This is a genomic window from Stenotrophomonas sp. YJH_SMC_127, from assembly GCF_059372445.1.
In genome coordinates, this window is sequence record NZ_JCAFVO010000004.1 from 24336 (window position 1) to 50110 (window position 25775).

At 67.7% G+C, this 25775-nt stretch carries 26 protein-coding genes; 14 read left to right on the forward strand and 12 right to left on the reverse strand.

The genetic code is table 11. The features are described from left to right. Positions 1 to 464: 464 nt before the first annotated feature. Positions 465 to 1559, reverse strand: coding sequence for a branched-chain amino acid aminotransferase (locus tag AC5QAB_RS10745; RefSeq protein WP_049440133.1), 1095 nt, complete (start codon positions 1557 to 1559; stop codon positions 465 to 467). A 59-nt stretch (positions 1560 to 1618) separates the two neighbouring features. Continuing rightward, the gene (gene sufT / locus AC5QAB_RS10750; protein ID WP_005415385.1) at positions 1619 to 2170 is read right to left on the reverse strand and encodes a putative Fe-S cluster assembly protein SufT; all 552 of its coding nucleotides are present in this window, start codon (positions 2168 to 2170) and stop codon (positions 1619 to 1621) included. Positions 2171 to 2292: 122 nt separating this feature from the next. On the opposite strand from sufT, the gene AC5QAB_RS10755 reads away from it, so the two are divergent. Continuing rightward, entirely contained in the window at positions 2293 to 2712 is a 420-nt protein-coding gene (locus tag AC5QAB_RS10755) for a hypothetical protein (RefSeq protein ID WP_032956958.1), read from the forward strand. 579 nt (positions 2713 to 3291) lie between these two features. Here AC5QAB_RS10755 and AC5QAB_RS10760 read toward each other — a convergent pair. Both AC5QAB_RS10760 and AC5QAB_RS10765 read right to left on the reverse strand, forming a co-directional pair. Then, on the reverse strand, positions 3292 to 4752 hold the full coding sequence (locus AC5QAB_RS10760; protein ID WP_032956961.1) for an NAD(P)(+) transhydrogenase (Re/Si-specific) subunit beta: 1461 nt from the start codon (positions 4750 to 4752) through the stop codon (positions 3292 to 3294). Beyond that, positions 4749 to 5069 carry an NAD(P) transhydrogenase subunit alpha part 2 gene (locus AC5QAB_RS10765; protein ID WP_014646018.1) on the reverse strand — a complete coding sequence of 107 codons (321 nt, stop codon included), beginning with the start codon at positions 5067 to 5069 and terminating at the stop codon, positions 4749 to 4751. The genes AC5QAB_RS10760 and AC5QAB_RS10765 overlap by 4 nt, the downstream gene beginning before the upstream one ends. Positions 5070 to 5167: 98 nt before the next feature. On the opposite strand from AC5QAB_RS10765, the gene AC5QAB_RS10770 reads away from it, so the two are divergent. Genes AC5QAB_RS10770 through AC5QAB_RS10780 form a run of 3 tightly spaced genes read left to right on the forward strand, consistent with a single transcriptional unit; the run spans position 5168 to position 6534 of the window. Then, positions 5168 to 5752, forward strand: a complete 585-nt coding sequence (locus AC5QAB_RS10770; RefSeq protein WP_080354563.1) for an RNA polymerase sigma factor — start codon at positions 5168 to 5170, stop codon at positions 5750 to 5752. Next, positions 5749 to 6078 (forward strand): membrane protein, encoded by a 330-nt coding sequence (locus AC5QAB_RS10775; protein ID WP_032956964.1) that lies wholly within the window; start codon positions 5749 to 5751, stop codon positions 6076 to 6078. Before AC5QAB_RS10770 ends, AC5QAB_RS10775 begins: the two co-directional genes overlap by 4 nt. Before the next feature lie 3 nt (positions 6079 to 6081). After that, positions 6082 to 6534 carry a DUF3106 domain-containing protein gene (locus AC5QAB_RS10780; protein WP_014646015.1) on the forward strand — a complete coding sequence of 151 codons (453 nt, stop codon included), beginning with the start codon at positions 6082 to 6084 and terminating at the stop codon, positions 6532 to 6534. A 120-nt stretch (positions 6535 to 6654) separates the two neighbouring features. Here the strand turns inward: AC5QAB_RS10780 and AC5QAB_RS10785 are convergent, their stop codons facing one another. Next, positions 6655 to 7734, reverse strand: a complete 1080-nt coding sequence (locus AC5QAB_RS10785; RefSeq protein WP_049408483.1) for an NAD(P) transhydrogenase subunit alpha — start codon at positions 7732 to 7734, stop codon at positions 6655 to 6657. 52 nt (positions 7735 to 7786) lie between these two features. Then, the gene (pacR, locus tag AC5QAB_RS10790) at positions 7787 to 10108 is read right to left on the reverse strand and encodes a PacR family protein (RefSeq protein WP_041863077.1); all 2322 of its coding nucleotides are present in this window, start codon (positions 10106 to 10108) and stop codon (positions 7787 to 7789) included. Positions 10109 to 10439: 331 nt separating this feature from the next. Between pacR and AC5QAB_RS10795 the strand changes: the two genes are divergently transcribed. Genes AC5QAB_RS10795 through AC5QAB_RS10810 form a run of 4 tightly spaced genes read left to right on the forward strand, consistent with a single transcriptional unit; the run spans position 10440 to position 13294 of the window. Beyond that, positions 10440 to 11021, forward strand: coding sequence for a nitroreductase family protein (locus tag AC5QAB_RS10795; RefSeq protein WP_014646012.1), 582 nt, complete (start codon positions 10440 to 10442; stop codon positions 11019 to 11021). Continuing rightward, positions 11018 to 11953: a 5'-3' exonuclease gene (locus tag AC5QAB_RS10800; RefSeq protein WP_049408486.1), complete on the forward strand. Its 936-nt coding sequence runs from the start codon at positions 11018 to 11020 to the stop codon at positions 11951 to 11953. Before AC5QAB_RS10795 ends, AC5QAB_RS10800 begins: the two co-directional genes overlap by 4 nt. Continuing rightward, positions 11950 to 12504 carry an NUDIX hydrolase gene (locus tag AC5QAB_RS10805; RefSeq protein ID WP_049408489.1) on the forward strand — a complete coding sequence of 185 codons (555 nt, stop codon included), beginning with the start codon at positions 11950 to 11952 and terminating at the stop codon, positions 12502 to 12504. Before AC5QAB_RS10800 ends, AC5QAB_RS10805 begins: the two co-directional genes overlap by 4 nt. Further along, entirely contained in the window at positions 12497 to 13294 is a 798-nt protein-coding gene (locus AC5QAB_RS10810) for an N-formylglutamate amidohydrolase (protein WP_049408492.1), read from the forward strand. The genes AC5QAB_RS10805 and AC5QAB_RS10810 overlap by 8 nt, the downstream gene beginning before the upstream one ends. Before the next feature lie 136 nt (positions 13295 to 13430). On the opposite strand, the gene AC5QAB_RS10815 is transcribed toward AC5QAB_RS10810, so the two are convergent. Continuing rightward, entirely contained in the window at positions 13431 to 14849 is a 1419-nt protein-coding gene (locus tag AC5QAB_RS10815) for an MFS transporter (RefSeq protein ID WP_049408494.1), read from the reverse strand. Positions 14850 to 14954: 105 nt separating this feature from the next. Between AC5QAB_RS10815 and AC5QAB_RS10820 the strand changes: the two genes are divergently transcribed. Further along, on the forward strand, positions 14955 to 15839 hold the full coding sequence (locus tag AC5QAB_RS10820) for a LysR family transcriptional regulator (protein ID WP_164166873.1): 885 nt from the start codon (positions 14955 to 14957) through the stop codon (positions 15837 to 15839). Between the two features lie 267 nt (positions 15840 to 16106). On the opposite strand, the gene AC5QAB_RS10825 is transcribed toward AC5QAB_RS10820, so the two are convergent. The 3 genes from AC5QAB_RS10825 to prmC form a co-directional block, all read right to left on the reverse strand. Beyond that, the gene (locus AC5QAB_RS10825) at positions 16107 to 16703 is read right to left on the reverse strand and encodes a hypothetical protein (RefSeq protein ID WP_164166865.1); all 597 of its coding nucleotides are present in this window, start codon (positions 16701 to 16703) and stop codon (positions 16107 to 16109) included. Between the two features lie 266 nt (positions 16704 to 16969). After that, complete coding sequence (gene pip, locus AC5QAB_RS10830) at positions 16970 to 17911, reverse strand: prolyl aminopeptidase (protein WP_164166863.1); 942 nt, start codon at positions 17909 to 17911, stop codon at positions 16970 to 16972. A 48-nt stretch (positions 17912 to 17959) separates the two neighbouring features. Then, positions 17960 to 18817: a peptide chain release factor N(5)-glutamine methyltransferase gene (gene prmC / locus AC5QAB_RS10835; RefSeq protein WP_046429016.1), complete on the reverse strand. Its 858-nt coding sequence runs from the start codon at positions 18815 to 18817 to the stop codon at positions 17960 to 17962. A 322-nt stretch (positions 18818 to 19139) separates the two neighbouring features. On the opposite strand from prmC, the gene ahpC reads away from it, so the two are divergent. From ahpC to AC5QAB_RS10860, 5 genes are all read left to right on the forward strand, one after another. Then, entirely contained in the window at positions 19140 to 19703 is a 564-nt protein-coding gene (gene ahpC / locus AC5QAB_RS10840; protein ID WP_005408159.1) for an alkyl hydroperoxide reductase subunit C, read from the forward strand. Positions 19704 to 19927: 224 nt separating this feature from the next. Beyond that, a complete protein-coding gene (ahpF, locus tag AC5QAB_RS10845) occupies positions 19928 to 21520 on the forward strand; it encodes an alkyl hydroperoxide reductase subunit F (RefSeq protein WP_049408707.1) in 1593 nt (530 codons plus the stop codon). Positions 21521 to 21605: 85 nt separating this feature from the next. After that, positions 21606 to 22568, forward strand: a complete 963-nt coding sequence (locus AC5QAB_RS10850) for a LysR substrate-binding domain-containing protein (protein WP_495233386.1) — start codon at positions 21606 to 21608, stop codon at positions 22566 to 22568. A gap of 123 nt (positions 22569 to 22691) precedes the next feature. Further along, the gene (gene rnk, locus AC5QAB_RS10855; RefSeq protein WP_014036052.1) at positions 22692 to 23096 is read left to right on the forward strand and encodes a nucleoside diphosphate kinase regulator; all 405 of its coding nucleotides are present in this window, start codon (positions 22692 to 22694) and stop codon (positions 23094 to 23096) included. 50 nt (positions 23097 to 23146) lie between these two features. Then, positions 23147 to 24103: a transaldolase gene (locus AC5QAB_RS10860; protein ID WP_100449361.1), complete on the forward strand. Its 957-nt coding sequence runs from the start codon at positions 23147 to 23149 to the stop codon at positions 24101 to 24103. A 643-nt stretch (positions 24104 to 24746) separates the two neighbouring features. On the opposite strand, the gene msrA is transcribed toward AC5QAB_RS10860, so the two are convergent. Together msrA and AC5QAB_RS10870 are read right to left on the reverse strand one after the other, a co-directional pair. Continuing rightward, positions 24747 to 25412, reverse strand: a complete 666-nt coding sequence (gene msrA, locus AC5QAB_RS10865) for a peptide-methionine (S)-S-oxide reductase MsrA (RefSeq protein WP_032956996.1) — start codon at positions 25410 to 25412, stop codon at positions 24747 to 24749. A gap of 30 nt (positions 25413 to 25442) precedes the next feature. Beyond that, entirely contained in the window at positions 25443 to 25706 is a 264-nt protein-coding gene (locus AC5QAB_RS10870; protein ID WP_032956987.1) for a putative signal transducing protein, read from the reverse strand. Between the last annotated feature and the right edge of the window lie 69 nt (positions 25707 to 25775).

Below are 25775 nucleotides of genomic sequence, written 5' to 3' on the forward strand. Positions count from 1 at the left end.
CCCTTTCTAGTGGTGTGAATGCCGGAATCGGCAGAAGCACCGGCCCGAACCATGGGCTGGCTTGCGTTGGCGAGGTTCGAAGTCCGGCGAGTCAGCGGATCCCCCTATCGATCCGCCGTGCAGATGACGCTAATGACCAAAACCGGACACCACAAGATTTTCAGCGTCTTTTCAGCAAGATGAAATGTTCGTTCTGAGACTTCCCGGGTCGAGGGTTTGTGAAGGTGAAGGAACTTTCTCATCTCCTGCACACACCTGACTGGGTCACCACCTGTCCTGCGATGACTTTGCCGACATCGGCATCCGCCGATTCGGGGTCGGAGCCGGGGTCAGATCCCTTTTCCCACGGAAAAGGATCTGACCCCACCCACCTGTCCAAAACGCAGAAAGCCCGTCACAGGGACGGGCTTTCCAGGAACAACGCAGCCGAGCGCGCGCTCGGGTCTACAACCCGGTGCGGGCGATCAGCCTAGCTTGACCAGCCAGTTGTGCCGGTCCGGCAGGCGGCCGTACTGGATGTCGGTCAGTTCCTTGCGCAGCGACATGGTCACTTCGCCGGCCGGCGCGTTGATGTCGCCCACCGAGAAACCCTCGCCCTTCAGCTGGCCGATCGGGGTGACCACCGCCGCAGTGCCACAGGCAAACACTTCGCTGATCGCACCGGAGGCCACGCCGTCCTTCCACTCGTCGATGCTGACCTTGCGCTCTTCGACCTTCATGCCACGGTCGCGCGCCAGCTGCAGGATGCTCTCGCGGGTGATGCCCTCGAGGATGCTGCCGGACAGTTCCGGGGTGACCAGCGTGCCGTCCTTGTAGACCAGGAACACGTTCATGCCGCCCAGTTCTTCCAGGTACCTGCCTTCGACCGGGTCCAGGAACAGCACCTGCGAGCAGCCCTGCGCCTGCGCCTTCTGCTGCGGCAGCAGCGAGGCGGCGTAGTTGCCACCGCACTTGGCGGCGCCGGTGCCGCCCTTGGCCGCGCGCGCGTATTCGGTGGACAGCCAGATCGACACCGGGGCCACGCCCTTGGCAAAGTACGGGCCGGCCGGGCTGGCGATGACGTAGTAGCCGGCCTTGTGCGCGCCGCGCACGCCGAGGAAGGCTTCGTCGCCGATCATGAACGGGCGGAAGTACAGGCTCGACTCGTCGGCCGACGGCACCCACTCGCTGTCGACGGCGATCAGCTGCTTCAGCGATTCGACGAAGATCTCCACCGGCAGTTCCGGCAGCGCCAGGCGCTGCGCCGAACGCTGCAGGCGACGGCCGTTGGCATCCGGGCGGAAGGTCCAGATCGAGCCGTCAGCATGGCGGTAGGCCTTGATGCCTTCGAAGATCTCCTGGCCGTAGTGCAGCACGGCCGCGGCCGGGTCCAGCTGCAGCGGGCCGTAGGCACGCACACTGGCGTTGTGCCAGCCGGCATCCTTGTCCCAGCGCACTTCCACCATGTGATCGGTGAAGTGCAGGCCGAAGCCCGGCTTCTCCAGGATCTTGGCGCGCTCTTCAGCGCTGCGCGGGTGGTCCGAACGGGTGACGGCGAAGCTGGGAATGGACTGGGACACCGGAGGATTCCTGTTCTGGTTGCGGGTAGTGCCGGGCCCGCGTCACTGCGGGCCCTGGGTCAAAGCATGCCGGTCTCGAGCCGCGCCGCCTCGGACATCATGTGCTGGTTCCACGGCGGGTCGAACACCAGGTCGACGTCGGCCTCGGCCACCGTCGGGATCATTTCAAGCTTGCTGCGCACGTCGTCGACCAGGATCTCGCCCATGCCACAGCCCGGTGCGGTCAGGGTCATCTTCACGTCGATCTCGCGCTTGCCTTCGTCCAGATGCTTGATCTCGACTTCATAGACCAGGCCCAGTTCAACGATGTTGACCGGAATCTCCGGGTCGAAGCAGGTGCGCAGCTGCTGCCACACCAGTTGTTCCACCTGCTCATCGGTGGCGTCGGCCGGCAGCTCGAGCGGTGCCGGCGCCTCCTTGCCGATGGCGTCGCCGTCCTTGCCGGCGATGCGGAACAGGTTGCCCTCGACGAACACCGAATAGCTGCCGCCCAGCGCCTGGGTGATGTACCCATAGCTGCCGGCGGGCAGGGTCACGGTATCGCCCTGCGGGACCATCACGGCCTCGCAATCGCGTTCGAAGTGGACAGGTTCGCTGCTACGGGAATACATGGGGACCGATATGGGGCCGTGGCCGGGGCCACGCAAGACGGCATTCTAGCCCAGCCGCCCCGGCACCGCCGGTGCACTGCGGCAAACCACAGTATCCTGTGGGTGATCTTCAGGGAGCTTCGATGTCCTCCATTGCCACGCGTGCCAGGACCGTCACCTGGCTCTGGTCCCTCATGCTGTTGCTGGGTCTGCTTGTTGCTCCCCTCGCCTGGATGGTCCTGGCGCTGATGACCGGCCGGCAGGTCGGCTGGATGGCGGTAGTGTCCGCCCTGGAACTGGTGTTCATGCTGCGCCTGGGCACACTGGGCCCGGGCCGGTTGCGCATCGCCCTGGTGGTGCTCGGCACCCTGCTGGTGGCCGCCGTGGCCAACTGGGCCATCGCCAGTGCCTGGATGGGCGGCTCGATCGGTCTGGACCTGTGGGACGCCACCACGCGGATGGGCCCGCACCTGGCCTGGACCCTGATCACCCTGGCCAATGGCGCGGTGGAATGGCTGTGGCTGGCCGTGGCCGTGGTCGTCGGCGCCTGGCTGGCGCGCTGAGCGCGTAGATCCACGCCACGCGCGGATGGGGGGTAGTGCCGGCCGCTGGCCGGCAAAAGCGTGCGGACCAAGGTCCGCACCTACCAGATGCAACCACCGCGCGCGGATCCGGTAGTGCCGGCCGCTGGCCGGCAAAAGCGTGCGGACCAAGGTCCGCACCTACCAGGTGCAACCACCACGCGCGGATGGGGGGTAGCGCCGGCCGCTGGCCGGCAAAAGCGCGCGGACCAAGGTCCGCACCTACCAGGTGCAACCACCACGCGCGGATCCGGTAGTGCCGGCCGCTGGCCGGCAAAAGCGCGCGGACCAAGGTCCGCACCTACCAGATGCAGCCGCCACGCGCCGATGGAGGGTAGTGCCGGCCGCTGGCCGGCAAAAGCGTGCGGACCAAGGTCCGCACCTACCAGATGCAACCACCACGCGCGGATCCGGTAGTGCCGGCCGCTGGCCGGCAAAAGCGTGGGGCCCCAGGTCCGCACCTACCAGATGCAGCCGCCACGCGCGGATCCGGTAGTGCCGGCCGCTGGCCGGTAAAGGGGTCAGAGCCCTGTCCTGCGGAAAGGGATCCGACCCCGGTCTTCAATGCCCGCCGTCGAGCGCCTTCAGCTCGCTCACCAGCGAGGCGGCCGCTTCGGCGCCGTCGCCATAGAGCATGCGGGTATTGTCAGCGTAGAACAGCGCATTCTCGATACCGGCGAAGCCGGTGCCCTTGCCGCGCTTGATCACCACCACGTTGCGCGCGTTGACCACGTCCAGCACCGGCATGCCGTAGATCGGGCTGGCCGGATCAGTACGCGCGACCGGATTGACCACGTCGTTGGCACCGATCACCAGTACCACGTCGGTGTTGGTGAACTCCGGATTGATGTCATCCATGTCGGCGATCAGGTCGTAGGGCACGCCCGCTTCGGCCAGCAGTACGTTCATGTGCCCGGGCATGCGCCCGGCGACCGGGTGGATGGCGAACTTCACCTTCACCCCGCGCTGGCCCAGCCGCTGCGCCAGTTCCCAGATCTTGTGCTGGGCCTGGGCCACGGCCATGCCGTATCCAGGCACGATCACCACGCGTTCGGCGTAGGCCATCATCGCCGCGACATCCGGGGCTTCGATCGGCTTCTGCGCGCCGCTGATCGCCTGCGCTTCGCCACCAGCACCGCCGCCGAAGTTGGAGAACAGCACGTTGCGGATCGGCCGGTTCATCGCCTTGGCCATCAGCCGGGTCAGCAGGATGCCGGCCGCGCCGACCATCATGCCGGCGATGATCAGCGCCTCGTTGCCCAGCACATAACCTTCGAACGACACTGCCAGGCCGGTGAACGCGTTGTACAGCGAGATCACCACCGGCATGTCGGCACCGCCGATCGGCAGCGTCATCAGCACGCCCAGCGCCAGTGCCAGCACGAAGAAGGCAACGATCGCCCAGGCACTGAGCGTACTGGCCGCGATGATCGCCAGCACCACCACCGCCAGCGCCACCAGCAGGTTCATCACCTGCTGGCCGGGCCAGGTCACGCGCTTGTCCAGGCGTCCATCCAGCTTGGCCCACGCGATCACCGAGCCGGACAGCGACACCGCGCCGATCGCCGCGCCGACCACCGCCAGCAGCAGCATCGTGCCGGACGGCTGGCGCGCGGCCAGGTCGGCCAGCGCCTGCGCGCTCCAGTGGCTGGTATCGCGGTGGGCCAGGAAGGCATAGCGCAGCAGTTCCACCGCACCGATCGCCGCCGCCGAGCCACCACCCATGCCGTTGTACAGCGCCACCATCTGCGGCATGTCGGTGATGGCAACCTTGCCGGCCGACCACCAGGCCAGGCCCGCACCCAGCAGCAGTGCCACCAGGATCAACGGCACGTTGTGCAGTTCGGGCAGGAAGAAGGTGGCCGCGGTGGCCAGCAGCATGCCCAGCCCGGCCCAGCGGATGCCGCTGCGCGCGGTCAGCGGCGAGGCCATGCGCTGCAGGCCGAGCAGGAACAGCGTGGCGGCGACCAGGTAGCTGGCCTTGACCAGCCAGTCGAGCAGTTCGACGGTGCTGATGTTCAAGCCTGCGGCTCCTTCGGTTCGTCCTTGCCGCCCCTGGGCGCGCTCGGCTTGAACATTTCCAGCATGCGCGCGGTGACCACGTAGCCACCGGCGGCATTGCCGGCGCCGAGCACCACGGCCAGGAAGCCCAGTGCCTTCTCCAGCGGCGTCTGCGCATGCCCCAGTACCACCATCGCGCCGATCAGCACGATGCCGTGGATGAAGTTGGAGCCCGACATCAGCGGGGTATGCAGGATCACCGGCACCCGCGAAATGATCACGTGGCCGGCGATGGCTGCCAGCATGAAGATGTACAGCGCTACGAACCCGTCACTCACCGGCAACGCTCCTGCTCTGTCTTCGTCGGCCCATCATAACCATGGGCTGAACCCGGCGCGCACCCGGCGTCAACCGGAGCGCCGCTCACGCGTTGTCGATGGTGACCCCGAGCGAGGAACCGTACCCTGTGCTGGTGAGCAGCCCCGCCCCCCCGAGCGCCGAGACCGATGCCCTGCCGGCATCGCTGGAGGCATTCCTGGCCAGCGTCGGCCCGCGTGCGTTCCGCTTCGCCGAGGCCGGCCTGCGCCAGCGCGAAGACGCCATGGATGCGGTGCAGGACGCGCTGCTGCGCATGCTGGATTACACCGACAAGCCGGCCGCCGAATGGGCGCCGCTGTTCTGGAGCATCCTGCGCCGCCGGGTGATCGACCTGCAGCGCCGGCGCCGCTTCCGCCTGCCGTTCTGGCGCGACAACCAGGACGCGGAAGGCGGCGAGATCGACTGGGCCGATCCCGGCCCGGACCCGGCAAAGGCACATGAGCAGCGCCAGCAGTACCAGCAGCTGGTGGACGCGTTGCGCACCCTGCCCGCCCGCCAGCGCGAGGCCTTCACCCTGCGCGTGCTGCAGGACCTGGACGGGGCCACCACCGCCCGCGCCATGGGCTGCAGCGAAGGCGCGGTAAAAACCCATCTGGCACGCGCCCGGCAGGCGCTGCAGGACTACCTGGAGACCCACCCGTGAACCGCTCCCTGCCTTCCGATGACACCCTGCGCCGCCTGCACGCGCAGTCGCTGCAGGCGCTGTCGCCGGCAACGCTGGCCCGGCTGCGCCAAGCTCGCCACGGCGCCACGGCCACCACCCATCGTGGGCGCTGGCGCTGGTGGCTGGCCAGCGCCTGCTCACTGGTGGTTGCACTGGGCATCGGCCTGCAGTTCACCGGCCATGGCACGCTTGCGGGTCCGCCGCCGGACCCCGTGCTTGCTTCAGTGGAAGACAACGGCGCGCTCTACGACGAGAATCCCGATCTGTACCTGTGGCTGGGCGATACCGACCTGGCGATGGAGTAAATCATGTCCCGACTGCTTGCCCTGCCACTGCTGTTGACCCTGGCGCTTCTGCCGGCCGTTCCGGCGCTGGCGCAGAACGCCACGCCCGCCCCTGCCGCACCGGTCGCGCCATTGCCTGCGTGGGAGCAATTGAGCGAATCCCAGCGAGAGTCCCTGCTGGCGCCGCTGCGCGACCGTTGGAACAGCGCTGATGCCGGCCAGCGCCAGCGCATGCTCTCGCACGGCCAGCGCTGGCAATCGATGAGCCCGGAGGAGCGCGACAAGGCCCGCCGCGGCCTGCGCCGCTTCGAGCACATGAGCCCGGAACAGCGTGAACAGGCACGCGCCCTGTTCGGGCAGATGCGCAACATGCCGCCGGCACAGCGCGACGCGCTGCGCGAGCGCTGGTCGCAGATGACGCCGGAGCAGCGCCGGGACTGGGTGCGCGACAACCCGCCGCCGGCGAAGCCGCGGTAAGGCCCCGGGGAACGGGGTCAGAGCCCTTTGCTGACGCAAAGGGATCCGACCCCTGGCAGATTGCGGGAGATCGGGGTCAGATCCCTTTGCCAGAGGCAAAGGGATCTGACCCCACGTCATTCATGCCTGCCAGCGCGTCTTTGCCAGCAGCTCGTCGTCCCAGTCGAAACCGAGCCGCCCCTCGCGCACGAACAGCGCAACGAAGTTGAGCAGGTTGCGCGCATACATCTCACTGGCCTGGGTCGCGCCGCGACTGGCCAGGCCCAGCGGACCATCGATGGTCACGCCCTGGTGTTCGATGCAGTGCCCCGGCTGGGTCAGTGCACAGTTGCCGCCGCTCTCGGCCGCCAGATCGACAATGACACTGCCGGTGGCCATGCCCTCCACCATCGCGGCGGTCACGATGGTCGGCGCCGGCCGACCGGGTACGGCAGCCGTGCAGATCACCACGTCCACGCCGCGCAGGTGGTCGGCCAGCCGAAGCTGCTGCTCGGCGCGCTCGTCATCGGTCAGCGCCCGCGCATAGCCGCCCTCGCCCGCCGCGCTCACCCCGAGGTCGAGGAAGCGCGCACCCAGTGACTGGATCTGCTCGCGGGTTTCCGGGCGCACATCGAAACCTTCCACCTGTGCACCGAGGCGCCGCGCGGTGGCGATGGCCTGCAGGCCCGCCACGCCGGCACCGATCACCAGCACCTTGGCCGGCCGCACGGTGCCAGCGGCGGTGGTCAGCATCGGGAAGAAGCGCGGCGCGCGTTCGGCGGCAATCAGCGCGGCCTTGTAGCCGGCCATTCCGGCCTGCGAACTGAGTACATCCATCGCCTGCGCGCGGGTGGTGCGCGGCAGCTGCTGCAGCGGGAACAGCTGCAGGCGATCATCGGCCGCCAGCGCGGCCAGCGCCGGATCGTTGGCCGGTGCCAGCAGGCCAACCACGCTGGCACCGGGCCTGAGCTGCTCCAGCACCGTCGCAGGAGGTGCCTGCACGCACAGCAGGATATCGATCTCGGCCCAGCGGCCCGCGTCGAAGACACGTGCGCCGGCGTCGTCATAGGCGGCATCGGTGAAGCCGGCGGCCAGCCCGGCGCCGGCCTCGTACCAGACCGTAATGCCGAGGGCACCGAGCTTGCGCGCGGTTTCCGGTGTCAACGCCACGCGCCGTTCACCCGGCGCGGTCTCCTTGATCCCCAGCAACGCCACGGCCATGCAGGTCCCCGCTGATCGGTGAGTTTTCCCGATCCTAGCAGGCAGCCAGCACTCAGTGCAGGGTGGTGCTGCCCGGGTCGAGGCGGTCGATCACGCCCTGCATGGCGCTGTCGAAGGCGCCATCGTCAACGTGGGCACGCAGGCGGCCGAGCCGCACCATCACCGCCAGCTCTTCTGGCGAGGCCACGCAGAAGCGCACGCCGCGACGGTTGACGAACAGCAGGCGCGAGGAAATCGGGCTGACCCAGGACAGCTTGCCCGCCTGGACCTTGCCGTCCTTGTCGACGAAGTCCAACCAGTTGCCGATTTCCATGCGTCGGAAGCGGTCGGCATCGGCGTTGTCGAAATCGTCGGCATCGATCTGCCCGCTGAGTTCCACCGCTGGCGATTCGGCCACCGGCGGTGCCGGCAGCGCGACCTGCGGCAGCTCGGGCAGCGCGCGCTGCAGTTCCGGCCGCGACTCGGCGATGCCCTGCAACGTGTCGTGCAGGGCGTCGATCGCGCCGGTAGCCGCATCGCCGTGCACACCGACGCTGGCAAACACCTTGGCCAGCACCGGCTGCCAGGCCTGCAGCCATGGCTTGCCGACAATCTGCCGGCGTGCCTCGGCAACTTCCTCCAGCAGGCCGTCGCCGAGGCTCAGTGCCTCGGCCACCGACGCGCCTTCTTCGCCCTCGCGCAGCAGCGCCAGGGTCAGGTGGTGCTGCCAGGGCTGGCGCAGGAACTCGGCAATGGCCGGCGGAAGGGTGGCATCACCGATGCGACGATCCAGTTCCGCACCGGCCCGGGTGCGGGCCATTTCCAGCTTTTCCTGGCCGCGCTGCGTTTCTGCGGCGCGACGCTCGGCGATTTCCACGCGGCGGCGATGCTGCACCAGGAACTCGCGGAATTCTTCTTCCAGGGTCAGGAAGATCGCCAGGTTCTCGTTGAACTCGGCCACCAGGCGCTCGATGATCTCCTCGACCTTGGCCATCAGCATGCGCTCGGCCTGGCTTTCGCCGGTGTTGCCCTCGCAGGCTTCGGCCAGCGAATTGAGCAGCTTGCGCGCCGGATGGGTCTTCTGCACGAACATGCGGCGGTCGAGCATGGCGACCTTGACGAAAGGCACGACCAGGCGGCCGATCAGTTCGCGCGAGCGGCCTTCCAGTTCACGCTCGTCCAGCATCACGTCGAACAGCATGCCGACCAGGTCGATGGCATCTTCATCCTGCGGGTCCAGCCGGGTCTGGCCCGGATCGACGCCGAGCTGGGTGGCGCTGGACAGCACTTCGCTCTTCAGCCGCTGCGCCAGCGATTCGCCGTCCTCGCCGATGGCTGCACGCAGCGTCGCGCTCGGCGTGGCCTGCAGCAGCGACAGCACCGACATCATTTCGCGCTGGCTGAGCGGGCGCTGCTGGCCGACCGCCACCTGTGCCGCAGACGTGGCGTCCTCACGCACATGGCGGGTCTGCTGCAGCAGTTCGTGCAACGCTTCCAGCAGCATGCCTTGCTGGCCGGCGTAGGCCTCGCCGGCGGCGCCATCATCGCCGCCCAGGTGCTGCTGCATATGCCCGCGGCGCTCGGACCAGCGGGCGGCAAAGCGCTGCGCCCAAGCCGGTGCGGCCTGCTCGTCATCGCTGAACCCCGGATCGACGCCCGCGCCGTGGCGATGCTCGACCAGGTCATCCAGCATCCCGGTCATGCGCGGATCCGGTGCCGGCGGTTGTGGGCGCTGCGGAGCCCCCATCTGCGACATCACGCCGGCTGCGGCCAGCTGCTCGTCCAGCTTCTCGTAGATGCGGCCGACCGGTGCACGCAGGTCGCGCTCGCACAGCTTGATCAGCACCAGATGCACTTCCGGGGCCAGTTCGCAGCCGGCAAAGGCCTCGTGGATGGCCACGCCCAGATGTTCGGGGCTGATGGGATTGTGGTCGGCGTCCAGTTCCACGCCGCCGATCAACCGGCCCAGGCGGCGGTCCAGCCGCGCCAGCACCGGCTTGAAGTCACGCAGCAATACAGTGGCGAAATTGCGCACCGCCAACCGCGATTCCAGTACGTGTTCGGCCAGCAGGCTCAGGCCATCCTCGGCCGGCCCCGACAGGGTCGCCTCGGCCGACAGCGGCTCACCGGCCGCCAATGCGGCCCACGCCTGCTGCAGGTGGCCGGCGAAGGCGGCAGCGATCTCCTCACGGCGGCGGCGCAGTTCGCGCATCGCGTCCAGGAACAGCAACTGCGACGAGCCGGCATTGCCGGCGCGGTCGAACAGGGCATCGTCGAAACGCGCCAGCGCGGCCCCGAAGGCCTGGCACAGCGCGGGCAGGACCATGTCCCGGGCAAGCTGGAGCTGGGCCGGGTCACGGCCCGGCGATCCCATCGGTGTGGGCACGCTCATCATTCGGGAAGGCTCCCCACCTTCTCTGGTACGACAGACAGCATGGACATCGCGACGACCGGCACACCCCATGTACCGGAACGTCGATGGTAGGCCGGCCAGCCCGTCACGGACAGTGAAACAGTCCTCACTTCAAACCTCATGACCGGCGGCCCGGCAAGAGGGGTATCGTAAGCCGTGCAAGGCCCACGAGGCGAGGGGAAGCGGCTGTCCGTTTCCCGCCAGTGGCATGATGTTCATCACAGTTTGGTATTCAGGGGCCGGACGCGACACAGACGGCGTCATTGACCACCCCGACTATAATCAAACACCCGTGATGACCGGTTCAGACTCCATGCCCGACCCCGCTGCCCTGCTCGCCCTGGATGCCCGCCGCTCAGTGCCTTCGCGGCAACTGGGCGAGCCCGGCCCGGACCCGGCCACCCTGCAGCGGATGCTGGCGTCGGCCGTGCGCGTGCCCGACCACGGCAAGCGCGTGCCGTTCCGCTTCCTGAAGATCGCCGGCGATGCACGTCACACTCTGGGCGACTTCCTGGCCAAGCGCAGCCGCCAGCGCGACCCGCATGCCGGCGAGGCCGTGTTCGAGAAGGACCGCCAGCGTTTCAGCCACGCCCCGCTGGTGATCGTGGTGGTCGCCAGCCCACGCCCGGACCCGAAGGTGCCAGAACAGGAACAGCTGATGACCGCCGGCTGCGTCTGCTTCGCCCTGCTGCAGGCCGCGCAGGCGCTTGGCTTCGGCGCACAGTGGCTGACGGCCTGGATGGCCTTCGATCCTGTCGTGCAGGCCCACCTGGGCCTGGTCGAGGGTGAACGCATCGCCGGCTTCATCCACATCGGCACCGCCAAGGCCGACGTGCCCGAGCGCGAGCGCCCCGACCCAGCGACCCTGCTGCAGGACTGGACGCCGCCGGCATGACCCTGCCGGCACCGCCGCCGTCGCTGTACCTGGTCGATGCCAGCATCTACGTGTTCCGCGCCTGGCACTCGCTGCCGGACCAGTTCCAGGACGCGCAGGGCTGGCCGACCAATGCTGTGCACGGCTTCGCCCGCTTCCTGCTGGACCTGCTGGAGCGCGAGCGCCCGCGGCACATCGCCATTGCCTTCGACGAAGCGCTCGACAGCGGCTTCCGCCACCGCCTGTATCCGGCCTACAAGGCCAACCGTGATCCGGCACCGGAAGCGCTCAAGCGCCAGTTCGTGCACTGCAAGGCGCTGTGCGCGGCGTTGGGCCTTGCCATCCTCGCCCACCACGACTACGAAGCCGACGACCTGATCGGCAGCGCACTGCACGTGCACCGCGGCAGCCATCGCGGGGTGATCATCTCCGCCGACAAGGACCTGTCGCAGCTGCTGCTGGATCACGACGAACAGTGGGACTACGCCCGCAACCAGCGCTGGGACGTGGCCGGCGTGAAGGCACGGCACGGCGTGCATGCGCACCAGATTGCCGATTACCTGGCGCTGTGCGGCGATGCGGTGGACAACATTCCCGGTGTCAGTGGTGTCGGCAGCAAGTCCGCCGCCGTGCTGCTGGCCCATTTCGGCAGCTTGGATGCGCTGTACGAACGCCTGGACGAAGTGCCGTTCCTGCGCCTGCGCGGTGCCGCCCAGATGGCGGTGCGCCTGCGCGAGCAGCGCGAGCACGCCCTGCTCTGGCGCCAGCTGACCACCATCGCGCTGGACGCGCCGCTGGAAGGCAGCCAACCCGGCCTGCTGCGCCAGACCGCCGACCCCGAGCTGCTCGGCGGCCTGTGCCAGACCCTGCGCTTCGGCCCGATGACCCGCCGCCGGCTGTTCGATGCCGCCGGCGTACCCGATATTCTTCCCACCCACAGCGAGCCCGCATGAGCCAGCGCAACACCGAAGCCCCGCGTGTCGTCTATGAAGGCAAGTACCAGCGCATGCTGGTACGCGGCACCTGGGAATACAGCGAACGTACCCATGCCGGTGGCCTGGCCGCGATCATCATCGCGGTGACCCCGGAGGACAAGGTGCTGTTCGTCGAACAGTTCCGCGTGCCGCTGCAGGCCCCCACCATCGAGATGCCGGCCGGCCTGGTCGGCGACATCCACGCCGGCGAATCGATCGAAGTCTCGGCCGTGCGCGAGCTGGAAGAAGAAACCGGCTGGACCGCCGATCACGCCGAAGTGCTGATGATCGGCCCGACGTCCTCCGGCGCCAGCAGCGAGAAGATCGCCTTCGTACGCGCCACCGGCCTGCGCCGGATCGGCGACGGTGGCGGCGATGACAGCGAAGACATCACCGTGCACGAGATTCCGCGCGCGCAGGCGGCGGCCTGGCTGGTGCAGAAGATGGGCGAAGGCTATGAGCTGGATGCCAAGCTGTGGGCGGGCCTGTGGATGATCGAGCACCACCTGGACGGGCGCCCGCGTGGCTGACGCCGATCTGCACGTACTGCCGGCGCTGCTGGGCGCCGACGACCCGGCGATCTATACCCTCCACCGGCCGCAGGGCGCCTCGCCGTACCTGCTGCTGGCCGATCACGCCGGCCAGCAGGTGCCACGCGCGCTGACCGGGCTCGGCCTGGCCCAGGCCGAGCTGGACCGCCATATCGGCTGGGACATCGGCATCGCCGGCACCACCCGCGCGCTGGCAGATCGATTGGATGCCTGGGCGATCGAACAGACCTATTCGCGGCTGCTGATCGACTGCAACCGCCCACTGGCCTCGCCGACGCTGATTCCGGAAGTGAGCGACCACACCGTGGTCCCGGGCAATGCCAGGCTGTCGGCTGCACAGCGGCAGCAGCGCATCGATGCGATCCACGCGCCCTACCATGCGCGCATCGACGCGGAACTGGATGCACGCCGCGATGCCGGCCGCCCCACCCTGCTGGTGATGATGCACAGCTTCACGCCAGTGATGAACGGCACGCAGCGGCCGTGGCACGCCGGCGTGCTGTACCACCAGGACACGCGCTTTGCGCATGCCCTGCTGCAGGCACTGCGCGATGAAGGCGACCTGGTGGTGGGTGACAACGAACCGTATTCGGTCAGCAGCACCAGCGACTACGCGGTACCGGTGCATGGCGAAGGGCGCGGCCTGGTGCACGTGGAACTGGAGATCCGCCAGGACCTGATCGCCGATGCCGCCGGGCAGCAGGCGTGGGCGGAGCGGCTGGCGCGGATCCTCAGCGCCTTGCAGCCACAGTTGCTGGCGTTCGGTTGAACGCTCTTGGACCCATCCCGGATCGGTAGTGCCGGCCGCTGGCCGGCAACCTCAATGATCCAACCACCCCGAGGTTGCCGGCCAGCGACCGGCACCACCGCAGGCGTGGCACATCCACCTACGGCAGCGCCTTCAATCATGCCTCGTTGACCGGGCAGACGGCAGCAGCCGATTCGACCGGCGCCGGGCGCAGGCCCAGCGCGATGGCCACGCCGAGCGCGGCGAACAGCGCGGCGCCGTACTGCGCATTGACCATGCCCTGCAGCGCATCAGGACTGGTTGCCTCCTGCGTGCCACGCGCGGCGTTGGCCACCATCACCAGTACCGCCAGTCCCAACGCGCCGCCGATCTGCTGTGCGGTGGCGGCCATGCCGGACGCCACACCCTGCTGCGGCCCCGGCACGCCCTGCCCGGCCACGATCCACATCACCGTCCAGCTCATGCCCTGGCCCACGCTGAGCACCACGATGCCCGGCAGCAGCGGCCAGTAACCGGCGCCATGCGGCATCGCCAGCGCCACCGCAGTGATGCCGATGGCACCGGCCGCGAAGCCCCAGGCCAGCACCTGCCGTGGCGAACGGCGCCGCAGCATGCGTTCGGCAATGCGGATGCCGAAGGTGCACACCACGGTCGGCAGCAGGAAGGCCATGCCGGCCTGCAGCGGGCTCCAGCCGTAACCATCCTGGAAGTAGAGCGCCAGGAAGTAGTACTGCACGCCATAGCTGCTCATGAAGGCGAAGGTCAGGCCGAGTGCCGCGCGCAGGCCGGGCAGGCGCAGCAGCGCAAACTGCATCAGCGGGTCACGGCTGCGCTTTTCGATCTGTACGAACACCGTCAACAGTAGGGCTGAAAGCAGCAGGCAGATGAGCGTGGCGCGGGCCGTCCAGCCCCACTCCGGCCCTTGCACCAGGGTGGTGACCAGCAGGCTGCCGCCGGCGGTGACGGTGAGGCAACCGGCCAGATCGAAGGAACGGCCCTGCACACGCGGGCCATCGGCCGGCAACCACGCGCCGGCCGCGACTGCACAGGCGGTGGCCAGCGGAACGATCACCGCCAGCACCGCCGGCCAGCCGAACGCCTGGGTCAGCACGCCACCGAGCAGCGTGCCCAGCGCCAGGCCGACCGCACTGGCCATGCTCCAGATCGCCAGTGCGCGGTTGCGCACCGGGCCTTCCGCATACAACGTGTTGATCAGCGCCAGCGTGGCCGGGAACAGCAACGCGGCACCGATGCCCTGCGCCGCGCGCGCGATGATCAACAGGGTGGCATTCGGCGCCAGCGCGCCGAACAGCGACGCCAGCGCGAACAGCAGCATGCCCAGCCGGTAGAAGCGGCGGCGGCCGATCAGGTCGGCGGCGCGCCCGCCCAGCAGCAGGCTGCCGCCGAACGCCACGGTGTAGGCACTGACTACCCATTGCAGCTGCTGCGCGTTGATCTGCAGCGCGCGGCCCATGTCGTGCAGGGCGACGAAGATGATGGTGGCATCCAGGGCGATGATCAGCTGGGCAGTGGCCAGCAGGGTCAGCGCCCAGCGCGGGTACTTGAGGGGAGGCATCGGCGGTCTGGTGCGGTGGGGGAGCGCAGTCTCATTGATGCGACCGAATCAATAAACCCCCTGCCAGCCATATCTGTCATGATTTTCATCATGAATGGAACCTCGATGGACCTCAATGCAGTGCGCATGCTGGTGCAGGTAGCCGAAGCCCGCAGTTTCACCGTCGCCGCCGGGCAGCTGGGCCTGAGCCAGTCCGGCCTGTCGCGCGCGATCGGCCGGCTGGAGGCCACGCTGGGGGTGAAGCTGCTGCAGCGGAACACCCGCAACGTGGCGCTGACCCCGGATGGCCGCCAGTTCGTCGATCAGGTGGCACCGCTGCTGTGTGGCCTGGAGGATGCCGAACGCCAGTTGGCCGACCGTCCCTGCACGCCCGCGGGCACCCTGAAGATCAGCGCGCCCTCGATGTTCGGGCGCAAGGTGCTGGTACCGCTGCTGGCGCCGTTGCTGCAACAGCACCCGCAACTGCAGGTGGAGGCCGTGCTCAGTGACCGTCTGGTCGATCTGGTCGAGGAAGGTTTCGATGCCGCCCTGCGCACCGGCGTCATCGCCGACCAGCGCATCGTCGCGCGCCCGCTGCGTCCGCTGCGCTGGGTGACGGTGGCCAGCCCCGCGTATCTGGCCCGCTGTGGCGCACCGGACGATGTGGCCGCGCTGCGGGACCACGCGTGCCTGGCGGTGCGCAACCTGCGCAGTGGCCGGCTGGTGGACTGGCAGTTCCTGCAGGAGGGCCAACTGCGCGAGTTCACGCCACCGACGCGGATGGTGTTCGACAGCGGCGATCCGCTGGTGGAAGCGGCCATCGCCGGTATCGGCATCGTGCAGGTGATGGATTTCGCCGTGGCCGACGCGCTCGCTGACGGCCGCCTGCAACGCGTGCTGCAGCCGTTCGAGGGCCGCAGCCGCGCGCTGTCGCTGATCTACCCACCGTCGCGCCAGCACTCGCCGAAGCTGCAGGTGCTGGCCGACGCGTTGCTGGCCGGGGATTGGTAGCGCCGGCCGCTGGCCGGCGCCTGCACGGTTCCAATGGATCCCGGTCTGCCGGCCAGCGGCCGGCACTACCAGGCTGCGGTAGACCCACGCCATGCGTGGATGGGGATCCGCTTCGCGGTAGCGCCGGCCGCTGGCCGGCGTCTGCAGGAATCCAAGCATTTCAGGTTTGCCGGCCGGCGGCCGACACCACGAAGTGCATTAAATCCACGCCGCGCGTGGATGTGGACTTCGGTGCTGAGCCAGCGCGGGACGCAGCAAAAAACTGATTCAGCCCAATTGGAGAAAGAACGCCCCGACGCGTCCTCCCGGAGAAAAATCAGGCTTGTCCCGGAGGAACAGATACGCCATGCCGTCGGACAGCACGCCCTTGTGCGAAGGCAGAATGCCGTCGATGTCCGCGCCGTAGAGCATCAAGCGACGGCGACCGCCATTCCACGTCAAAGTTGATTGCAGCCATGCATCGACTCCATCCAGCTTGGAATCCAGGTTCTCATCATCGTCAGGTTCCAAACACTCCACACGCTCGATACGGCCGCGCTCGAGCGAGTCGCTCATGCATCGGCTTCTGGATGCGGCGCCACGCCTGTATGCGAGCACAACTGCTTCGCTGGTTCCCTGCACCGCGCGCAGCCGACGGAAGTGGGAATGATCCCGGGTATCGGTGGGGATAAAGACTGAGAACCAGAAATCCTCAGCAACGCCCTGCGGATAGAACCAATGTGCAGGGAGTGCCATCAGGTGAAAGAGCGCACGGCCTTCAACACAGGCTGGCCAAGGTATGCTCTCTGGAAGAAACGCACCGCCGCCAACGTATGCATCGGTTGGAGATGCCTTTTCCTTTGTCAACAGCAGGCGGGTGTACATGATGGGGTCGCCGAAAATTGCACGGACGTCCACGGTGCCAGCCCGCCTCGCCCCGGTTCAAGGCCAATAGCGACAGCCTCGAACAAGGGGGAGAATCGCCGCCGGGCATGGCCCGGCGCTACCGGTAGAGCGTTGCCGGCCAGCGGCCGGCACTACCGGGTGCAGTAGATCCACGCCATGCGTGGATGGGGTTCCGGACCGGGGTCAAAGCCCTTTCCGTGGGAAAGGGATCTGACCCCTCGCCGGCCAGCGGCCGGCACTACCGATCAGGCGAAGCCATCGGTGGCGCGCACCAGCGCGTCCACGTTCTCGGCTTCGAACGCCGAATGGCCCGAGGCCGGGGTGATTTCCAGCTTCGCCTTCGGCCACACCTTGGTCAGGTCCCAGGCGTTGGCCAGCGGGCAGACCACGTCGTAGCGGCCGTGCACGATCACGCCCGGGATGTCGGCGATGCGGTGCGCGTCGCGCAGCAGCTGGTCTTCCACCTCGAAGAAGCCACCGTTGACGAAGTAGTGGTTCTCGATGCGGGCGAAGGCCAGGGCGAAGTGCGGGTCTTCGTGGCTGTTGATGAAGTCATCATCGACGTGCAGGAAGCTGGTCGCACCTTCCCACACTGCCCACGCCTTGGCCGCTTCCAGGCGGGTGGCTTCGTCTTCGCTGGTCAGGCGGCGGTGGAAGGCCGAGATCAGGTCATGCCGCTCCACCGGCGGGATCGGCTTCAGGTAATGCTCCCACGCATCCGGGAACAGGCGGTTGGCGCCTTCCTGGTAGAACCATTCCAGCTCCCAGCGGCGCAGCATGAAGATGCCGCGCAGGACCAGTTCGGTCACGCGCTGCGGATGGGTCTCGGCATAGGCCAGGGCCAGGGTCGAGCCCCAGCTGCCACCGAACACCTGCCAGCGATCGACCCTCAGGTGCTCGCGCAGCTTCTCGATATCGGCGACCAGGTCCCAGGTGGTGTTGTCCACCAGGTCCGCGTGCGGGGTGGATCGACCCGCACCACGCTGGTCGAACAGGATGATGCGGTACTTGGTCGGGTCGTGGAACTGGCGCATCTTGTCGCTGCAACCACCGCCCGGGCCACCGTGCAGCATCACCACCGGCTTGCCGTCCGGGTTGCCGCACTGTTCGAAGTACAGCGTGTGGCGATCGTCGACCTTCAGGGTGCCGACGTCGTAGGGGGTGATGGCGGGATACAGCGTACGCATGTTTGCAGCTCCAGGGTGATGCCCTGCCGGGGCAGGAGAACCCCCATTCTAGGCCGGTCGCCGGCCCAGGGTGATCCGGTCGCGCTGCTCCAGGTCCTGCACGGTCTGCACCTCGGCAAAACCGGCGGCGTCGAACAGCGCGCGGATCGCCGCGCCCTGGTCCCATCCGTGCTCGATCAGCAACCAGCCACCGGGCAGCAGATGCGCCTGGCCGCCGTCGATGATGCGGCGGATGTCATCCAGGCCGTCCACACCGGACGCCAGCGCGGAGGCCGGTTCGAAGCGCAAGTCGCCCTGTCGCAGGTGCGGGTCGTCGCTGGCGATGTACGGCGGATTGCTCGCAATCAGGTCGAAGCGCATGCCCTGCAACGGCGCGTACCAATCGTGCCCGCCCTCGGCGAAGCGGACGTTGCGCAGTTCATGGCGCGCAGCATTGCGCGCGGCCACGGCCAGCGCACCCGGGCTGGCATCGGTGGCCAGCACCTGTGCCTGTGGCCGCTCGCTGGCCAGCGCCAAGGCGATCGCGCCGCTGCCGGTGCCCAGGTCAGCCAGCCGCAGCGCACGGTCCTGCGGCAGGCGTTCCAGCGCCAGCTCGACCAGCAGTTCGGTCTCCGGGCGCGGGATCAGCGTGGCCGGATCGACCTCCAGATCCAGCGTCCAGAATCCGCGGCGGCCGGTCAGGTAGGCGACCGGCTCGCCGGCCACGCGGCGGGCCAACAGCGTCTCGAAGGCGGCCTGGTCGGCGGCGGCCAGCGGATCGGTGGCATGCGCGAACAGCCAACTGCGTGGGCGTTCCAGCACATGCAGCAGCAGCAGCTCCGCCTCATGGCGGGCTTCGACGCTGCCGAGGCGGACACTGGCCTCGGCCACGATCTGGCGCAGGGTGGGTTCGGTTTGGAAAGACATTCCGCAATTGTAGAGCCGAGCCCGCGCTCGGCTGCTTCTGGAGCAGCCGAGCGCGGGCTCGGCTCTACAAAATCGGAATCCGTTCAGGTTCCGCCGGACGGGATAAGGAGGGGCTATCGGCCCCAGGCAGCGGTCCGGCGAGATTTTCCTTGTCACACAGTCAGTTGCAGGATGAAAGCGGCCGGGTTCAGTGCCTGCTCAGTGCATTTTGATAGACTCCATCTATCAAATAGATGCAATCAATGCATTGTTCTTATCGCCAGCGAATGGGTAACCTAGCTCCTGTCGATTCACCCACTCCCCTTCACCAAGAGGAAAAATGATGTCCCTCATCAACACCCAGATCCAACCGTTCGAAGCCAACGCTTACCACAACGGCGAGTTCATCAAGGTTTCCGACGCCAGCCTGAAGGGCCAGTGGTCCGTCCTGATCTTCATGCCGGCCGCCTTCACCTTCAACTGCCCGACCGAGATCGAGGACGCAGCTGACCACTACGCCGAGTTCAAGAAGGCCGGCGCCGAGGTCTACATCGTCACCACCGATACCCACTTCTCGCACAAGGTGTGGCACGAGACCTCGCCGGCCGTCGGCAAGGCCCAGTTCCCGCTGGTCGGCGACCCGACCCACCAGCTGACCAACGCTTTCGGCGTGCACATTCCGGAAGAAGGCCTGGCCCTGCGCGGCACCTTCATCATCAATCCGGAAGGCGTGATCAAGACCCTGGAGATCCACTCCAACGAGATCGCCCGTGACGTGTCCGAGACCCTGCGCAAGCTGAAGGCTGCCCAGTTCACCGCCGCCAACCCGAACCAGGTGTGCCCGGCCAAGTGGAAGGAAGGCGAGAAGACCCTGACCCCGTCGCTGGACCTGGTCGGCAAGATCTAAGGCAGTACCGGCCTGCCGTGGCCCCACGCCGCGGCGCGCCCTTCATCCCCGTGCCGGTCCCCCCGCCGGCGTGGGGGTGAACCCAAGACAGCCAACGCTCGCCCGCCTTGGCCAGCCAGCCCCTTCCACGGTCGCTGTCTTGGGTTCACCCCTACCCCCAGCTGGTCCGCTACCTTGTACAGCGGTGCCACGCCCTCTGTTTGCCTGAAGCCAGGAGAAGACCGATGTTGGACGCCAACCTGCAGTCGCAGCTGAAGACCTATCTGGAGCGCGTGACCCGCCCGATCCAGATCACCGCGCACGCCGACGACGGCGCCAAGTCGCAGGAAATGCTGGAACTGCTGCAGACCCTGGACAGCCTGTCGGACAAGATCTCGCTGCAGGTGCTGCGCGATGGGCAGGGCCGTGTGCCGTCCTTCGACCTGGGCACCCCGGGCCAGGACATCCACCTGACCTTCGCCGGCCTGCCGATGGGCCACGAGTTCACCTCGCTGGTGCTGGCGCTGCTGCAGGTCGGCGGGCACCCGTCCAAGGCCACCGCCGAGCTGATCGAGCAGGTGCAGAACCTGGAAGGCGACTACCGGTTCGAGACCTACTTCTCGCTGTCCTGCCAGAACTGCCCGGACGTGGTGCAGGCGCTGAACCTGGCCGCGGTGCTCAACCCGCGCATCCAGCACGTGGCCATCGATGGCGCCCTGTTCCAGGACGAAGTCGAGAAGCGCGAGATCATGTCGGTGCCGACCGTGTACCTCAACGGTGAAATCTTCGACCAGGGCCGCATGACCCTCGAGCAGATCGTGGCCAAGCTGGACACCAACGCCGGCAAGCGCGATGCCGAGAAGATCGCCGCCAAGGACGCCTTCGACGTGCTGGTGGTGGGCGGTGGCCCGGCCGGCGCTGCAGCGGCGATCTACGCCGCACGCAAGGGCATCCGTACCGGCATCGCCGCCGAGCGTTTCGGTGGCCAGGTGCTGGACACCATGGCGATCGAGAACTTCATTTCGGTGAAGGAGACCGAGGGCCCCAAGCTGGCCACGGCGCTGGAGCAGCACGTGCGCGAGTACGAGGTGGACATCATGAACCTGCAGCGCGCCAGTGCGCTGGTGCCGGCCGGCGAGGACGGCCTGGTGCAGGTGCAGCTGGAAAACGGCGCGGTACTGAAGTCGCGTTCGGTGATCCTGTCCACCGGCGCGCGCTGGAGGCAGATGAACGTGCCGGGCGAAGACCAGTACCGCAACAAGGGCGTGGCCTATTGCCCGCACTGCGATGGCCCGCTGTTCAAGGGCAAGCGCGTGGCGGTGATCGGCGGCGGCAACTCCGGCGTGGAAGCAGCCATCGACCTGGCCGGCATCGTGTCGCATGTAACCCTGCTGGAGTTCGATTCCAGCCTGCGCGCCGATGAAGTGCTGCAGAAGAAGCTGCGCACACTGGGCAACGTGACCGTGCTGACCAGCGCGCAGACCACCGAAGTGCTGGGCGACGGCAGCCGCGTCACCGGCCTGGTCTACAAGGACCGCGTCGGCGGCGATGCCCACCGCGTCGAGCTGGAAGGCATCTTCGTGCAGATCGGCCTGCTGCCCAACACCGAGTGGCTGAAGGATGTGGTGGCGCTGTCGCCGCGCGGCGAGATCGTCATCGACGACCGCGGCCAGACCAACCTGCCGGGCGTGTTCGCCGCTGGCGATTGCACGACGGTGCCCTACAAGCAGATCATCATCGCCATGGGCGCCGGCTCGACCGCCGCACTGAGTGCGTTCGACCACCTGATCCGCTCGTCGGTGAGCAACAGCAGCGGTGCCGTTGCTGAAGCAGCCTGATCCACCGTTCCCAGATCACCGGGAACATTGTCTGCCTGTCGGGTAACCACGCCGTCAGCCGGTCCGTTACCCCTGGGGTGTAAGGATGAACCTACGTGATCTGAAGTACCTGGTAGCCCTGGCCGACCACAAGCATTTCGGCCGGGCTGCCGCCTCCTGCTTCGTCAGCCAGCCCACGCTGTCGACGCAGATCCGCAAGCTGGAAGAAGAGCTGGGCCTGCCGCTGGTGGAACGCGCACCGCGCAAGGTGATGCTGACCCCGGCCGGCCAGGAAGCGGCGGCACGGGCGCGGGTGATCGTGTCCGAAGTGGAACAGCTGAAGGAAGCGGCGCGACGCAGCCGCGATCCGGAAGCCGGCACGGTGCGCCTGGGCATCTTCCCGACCCTCGGCCCGTACCTGCTGCCGCATGTGATCCCGCGCATCCGCGAGCGCTTCCCGGAGCTGGAACTGCTGCTGGTCGAGGAAAAGAGCGACGTGCTGCTGGACCGCCTGCGCGAAGGCAAGCTCGACACCGCACTGCTGGCCCTGCCGGTGATCGACGACCAGCTGCATGCCGAATTCCTGTTCGAGGAACCGTTCCTGCTGGCCGTGTCCGGGCGCCACCCGCTGGCCCGCCGCGAACACCTGGACGTGCAGGAACTGGCCACGCAGAAGCTGCTGCTGCTGGAAGACGGGCATTGCCTGCGCGACCAGGCGCTGGAAGTCTGCCGACTGTTCGGCGCCAACGAGAAGTCCGAATTCCGCGCCACCAGCCTGGAAACCCTGCGGCAGATGGTCGCCGCCGACGTCGGCATCACCCTGCTGCCGAGCCTGTCGGTGCAGCCGCCGGTGCCGCGCTCGAACAACATCCGGCTGCTCGATTTCACCGGCGAAGGCCGTCCCAGCCGCCGCATCGCCATGATCTGGCGCCGCAGCTCGGCCATGAACGACTTCCTGATGGAGCTGGCCGACCAGTTCAAGCGCCTGCCGCAGGCACTGTTCACGCTGGAGGCGCTCGATGCCGGCAGCGATGCACCGGCCCTGCCCGGCCCCGCGCTGAACGGCTGAGCCCCCGCAGCACCGGCCCGGAATCGGCAGGAGTCGATTCCGGCCGCATTTGTCCCCACAATACAGACAGGCGGCGCCAGCAGGTGCCGCCTTTTGCATGGCTTTCAACCAAGGAGCTTCACCATGAACACCGCCAGCGGCCTGCCGCCGTCGATCACCGTTTCTACCTTCGACATGGACCGCCTGGACGCCATGCTCGAATCCCCTGCGCTGAGCCAGACGCCTGCCGCGCTCGCGCTTGCTGAAGAACTCAACCGGGCCACCGTGCTGGCACCGGACCAGATTCCCGAAGGCATCGTCATGATGCATTCGCGCGTGGAGTGCGAAGATGAAGTGTCGGGCGAAAAGCACGTCCTGACCCTGGTCTTCCCCCGCGAAGCCAATGTCGATGAAGGCAAGGTCTCCGTGCTGGCCCCGGTCGGCAGTGCCCTGCTCGGCCTGGCCATCGGCCAGAGCATCGACTGGAACGCGCCCGGCGGCCGCAAGCTGCGCCTGCGCGTGACTGCGGTCCACAACGACCGCCCCTGATTACCGCTGCGCACCGCGCGCGATTCGATCCCCCTGCACCAGGAGCCGTAATGAGTACCCCGTCCAAACTGTCCCAGCTGCGCGAACTGTCCGTGGTCGTTGCCGATACCGGTGACTACGAGGCGATCAAGCGCCTGCAGCCGGTGGACTGCACCACCAACCCGACCCTGGTGAAGAAGGCGCTGGACCTGCCGGTCTACGCCGAACTGATCGAACGCGAACTGGCCTGGGGCCGCCAGCAGGCGGGCGACCGCGAAGCCGTGGTGCACGCCGTGGCCGACCGCCTGACCATCGGCGTCGGCGCGCTGTTGAGCACGCTGGTGCCGGGCCGCGTGTCCACCGAAGTGGACGCCGACCAGGCCCACGACACCGCCGCCACCGTGGCCAAGGCCCGCCAGTTCATCCAGATGTACGCCGATGCCGGCGTGCCGCGCGAGAAGATCCTGATCAAGATCGCCGCGACCTGGGAAGGCGTGGAAGCCGCGCGCATCCTGCAGGCCGAAGGCATCGACTGCAACCTTACCCTGATCTTCAACCCGACCCAGGCGCTGGCCTGCAGCGAGGCCGGCGCGTTCCTGATCTCCCCGTTCGTCGGCCGCATCCTGGACTGGTACGTGGCCAACGGCCAGACCCCGGCCAGCATCGACGAAGACCCGGGCGTGAAGTTCGTGCGCGGCGTCTATGCCGAATTCAAGCGCCGCGGTTCGAAGACGGTGGTGATGGGCGCCTCGTTCCGTTCGACCGCACAGATCGAAGCGCTGGCCGGCTGCGACCGCCTGACGATTTCGCCGGACCTGCTGGAGAAGCTGGACGCCGACCACGGCGCACTGCCGCGCAAGCTGGTGGCCGGCGCCGCCGATGGCGCGGCGGTGACCCCGATCGACGCGGCGACGTTCGCAGCAGACCTGGCGGCCGATCCGATGGCCACCGAGAAGCTGGCGACCGGTATCGATGCGTTTGCCAAGGATCTGGAAGCACTGCGCGAGCGGATCCGCGCGGCACTGTGAGGATTCCGGCCAACGGCTGAGCCCCTCGTGGCGGGTCGGTTGGTCGCAAAGAGCAAAAAGCCGCGCTGGGTCGGGCGGGTTGGGTTCGCGGGAGACGCCGTGAATCCATCCCTGGAGGCTTGGCCGCCGCATCCATGCGGCGGACACTCCCGCGAACCCAACCCGCCCGCCCTCTGACAGTTTTCGGTGGCCACCCGCCACGGAAGAAAGAAAGAAGAGCAACAGCGGGTCGCGCGCTTCGCTTGCTCGGAGCCGAGCATGGCTCGGCTCTACAAGGACAATGCAGAACCAAATAAAAAGGACGCGGCGAACGCCGCGTCCTTTTTGTTTTCCATCAGTTCGTCAGTAACCCAATGCTCTTTCCCACCGTCACCGGGAAACTGTCGGGGGTGGGGCGGTGTGGGTTGGCAGGACCGTTGGCGCCATGGGCCCGAGGCATGCCTCGGGCGGGTTGGGCAGGACGCCCAACCCCGGTCTTGCCATGTGCGCAGGACAGCGCACACGAGCAAGGCGCCATCGAGCCCCCAGGGATGGGTTTACGGCGTGTCCTGCCAGCCGCCCCCGTCCCGCCAAACCGTCAGCAACCCAGAGCCGCTTTGGCTTTGGCTTTGGCTTCTGCCCGCCGCAGGCGGACCACCGCGCGTCAGCGCGGCGCCTCCACATCCAACCCGATCGGGCAGCTCACGCCGGTGCCGCCGATGCCGCAGTAGCCGTTCGGATTCTTCGCCAGGTACTGCTGGTGATAGTCCTCGGCGTAGTAGTACGCCGGTGCCGGGTACACGATCTCGGTGGTGATCGGGCCGTAGCCGGCCGCATCCAGTTGGGCCTGGTAGGCCTCGCGGCTGGCCAGCGCGGCAGCGTACTGTGCCTCGTCGGTGGCGTGGATCGCCGAGCGGTACTGGGTGCCGGTGTCGTTGCCCTGGCGCATGCCCTGGGTCGGGTCGTGGCTTTCCCAGAACAGCTGCAGCAGCCGTTCCAGGCTCACCACCGCCGGGTCGAACACCACCTGCACCACTTCGGTGTGCCCGGTCAGGCCCGAGCACACTTCTTCATAGGTCGGGTTCGGCGTGATGCCGCCGGCGTAGCCGACCGAGGTGCTGTACACGCCCGGCTCGGTCCAGAACTTGCGCTCGGCGCCCCAGAAACAGCCCAGCGCGAAGCGGATCTGCTGCAGGCCCGCGAAGCGGTCCTTCAGCGGATGGCTGTTCACGAAGTGCTGGTTGCTGTGCAGCGGCAATGGCTGCTCGCGCCCCGGCAATGCCTCTTCCGGGCGCGGCAGGCGCTGCTTGAAGGCCCCGATGCCGAGGATGCCCTGGCCAATTCCCAACATGATGCGCTCCTACGCCGGCAGTCCGGCCATATCGTCTGCATCGGAAATGGGGTCGGCGGCGGCCTGGCCCAAGTCCAGCGCCGCGATGATGTCCTCCGCCTGCGGCCGCGCCGCGTCGGGGATGCCGACCCGCAACACGCCGAACAACGGCAGCTCGCCCATGCCCCCCAGCAGTTGCTCGCCGAACACGAAGGCGGGGATGCCGGCGTTTTCCAGCGCGTGCTTGACCAGATGGGCGTCGAACAGGTTGTCGGCCTTGTACACGATGTGCATGCGGCGGCTCCTCGGGGCAGGGCTCCAGCATACGCCCGGGGGCTGAATGGTGCCGGGGGCGGGATCGGA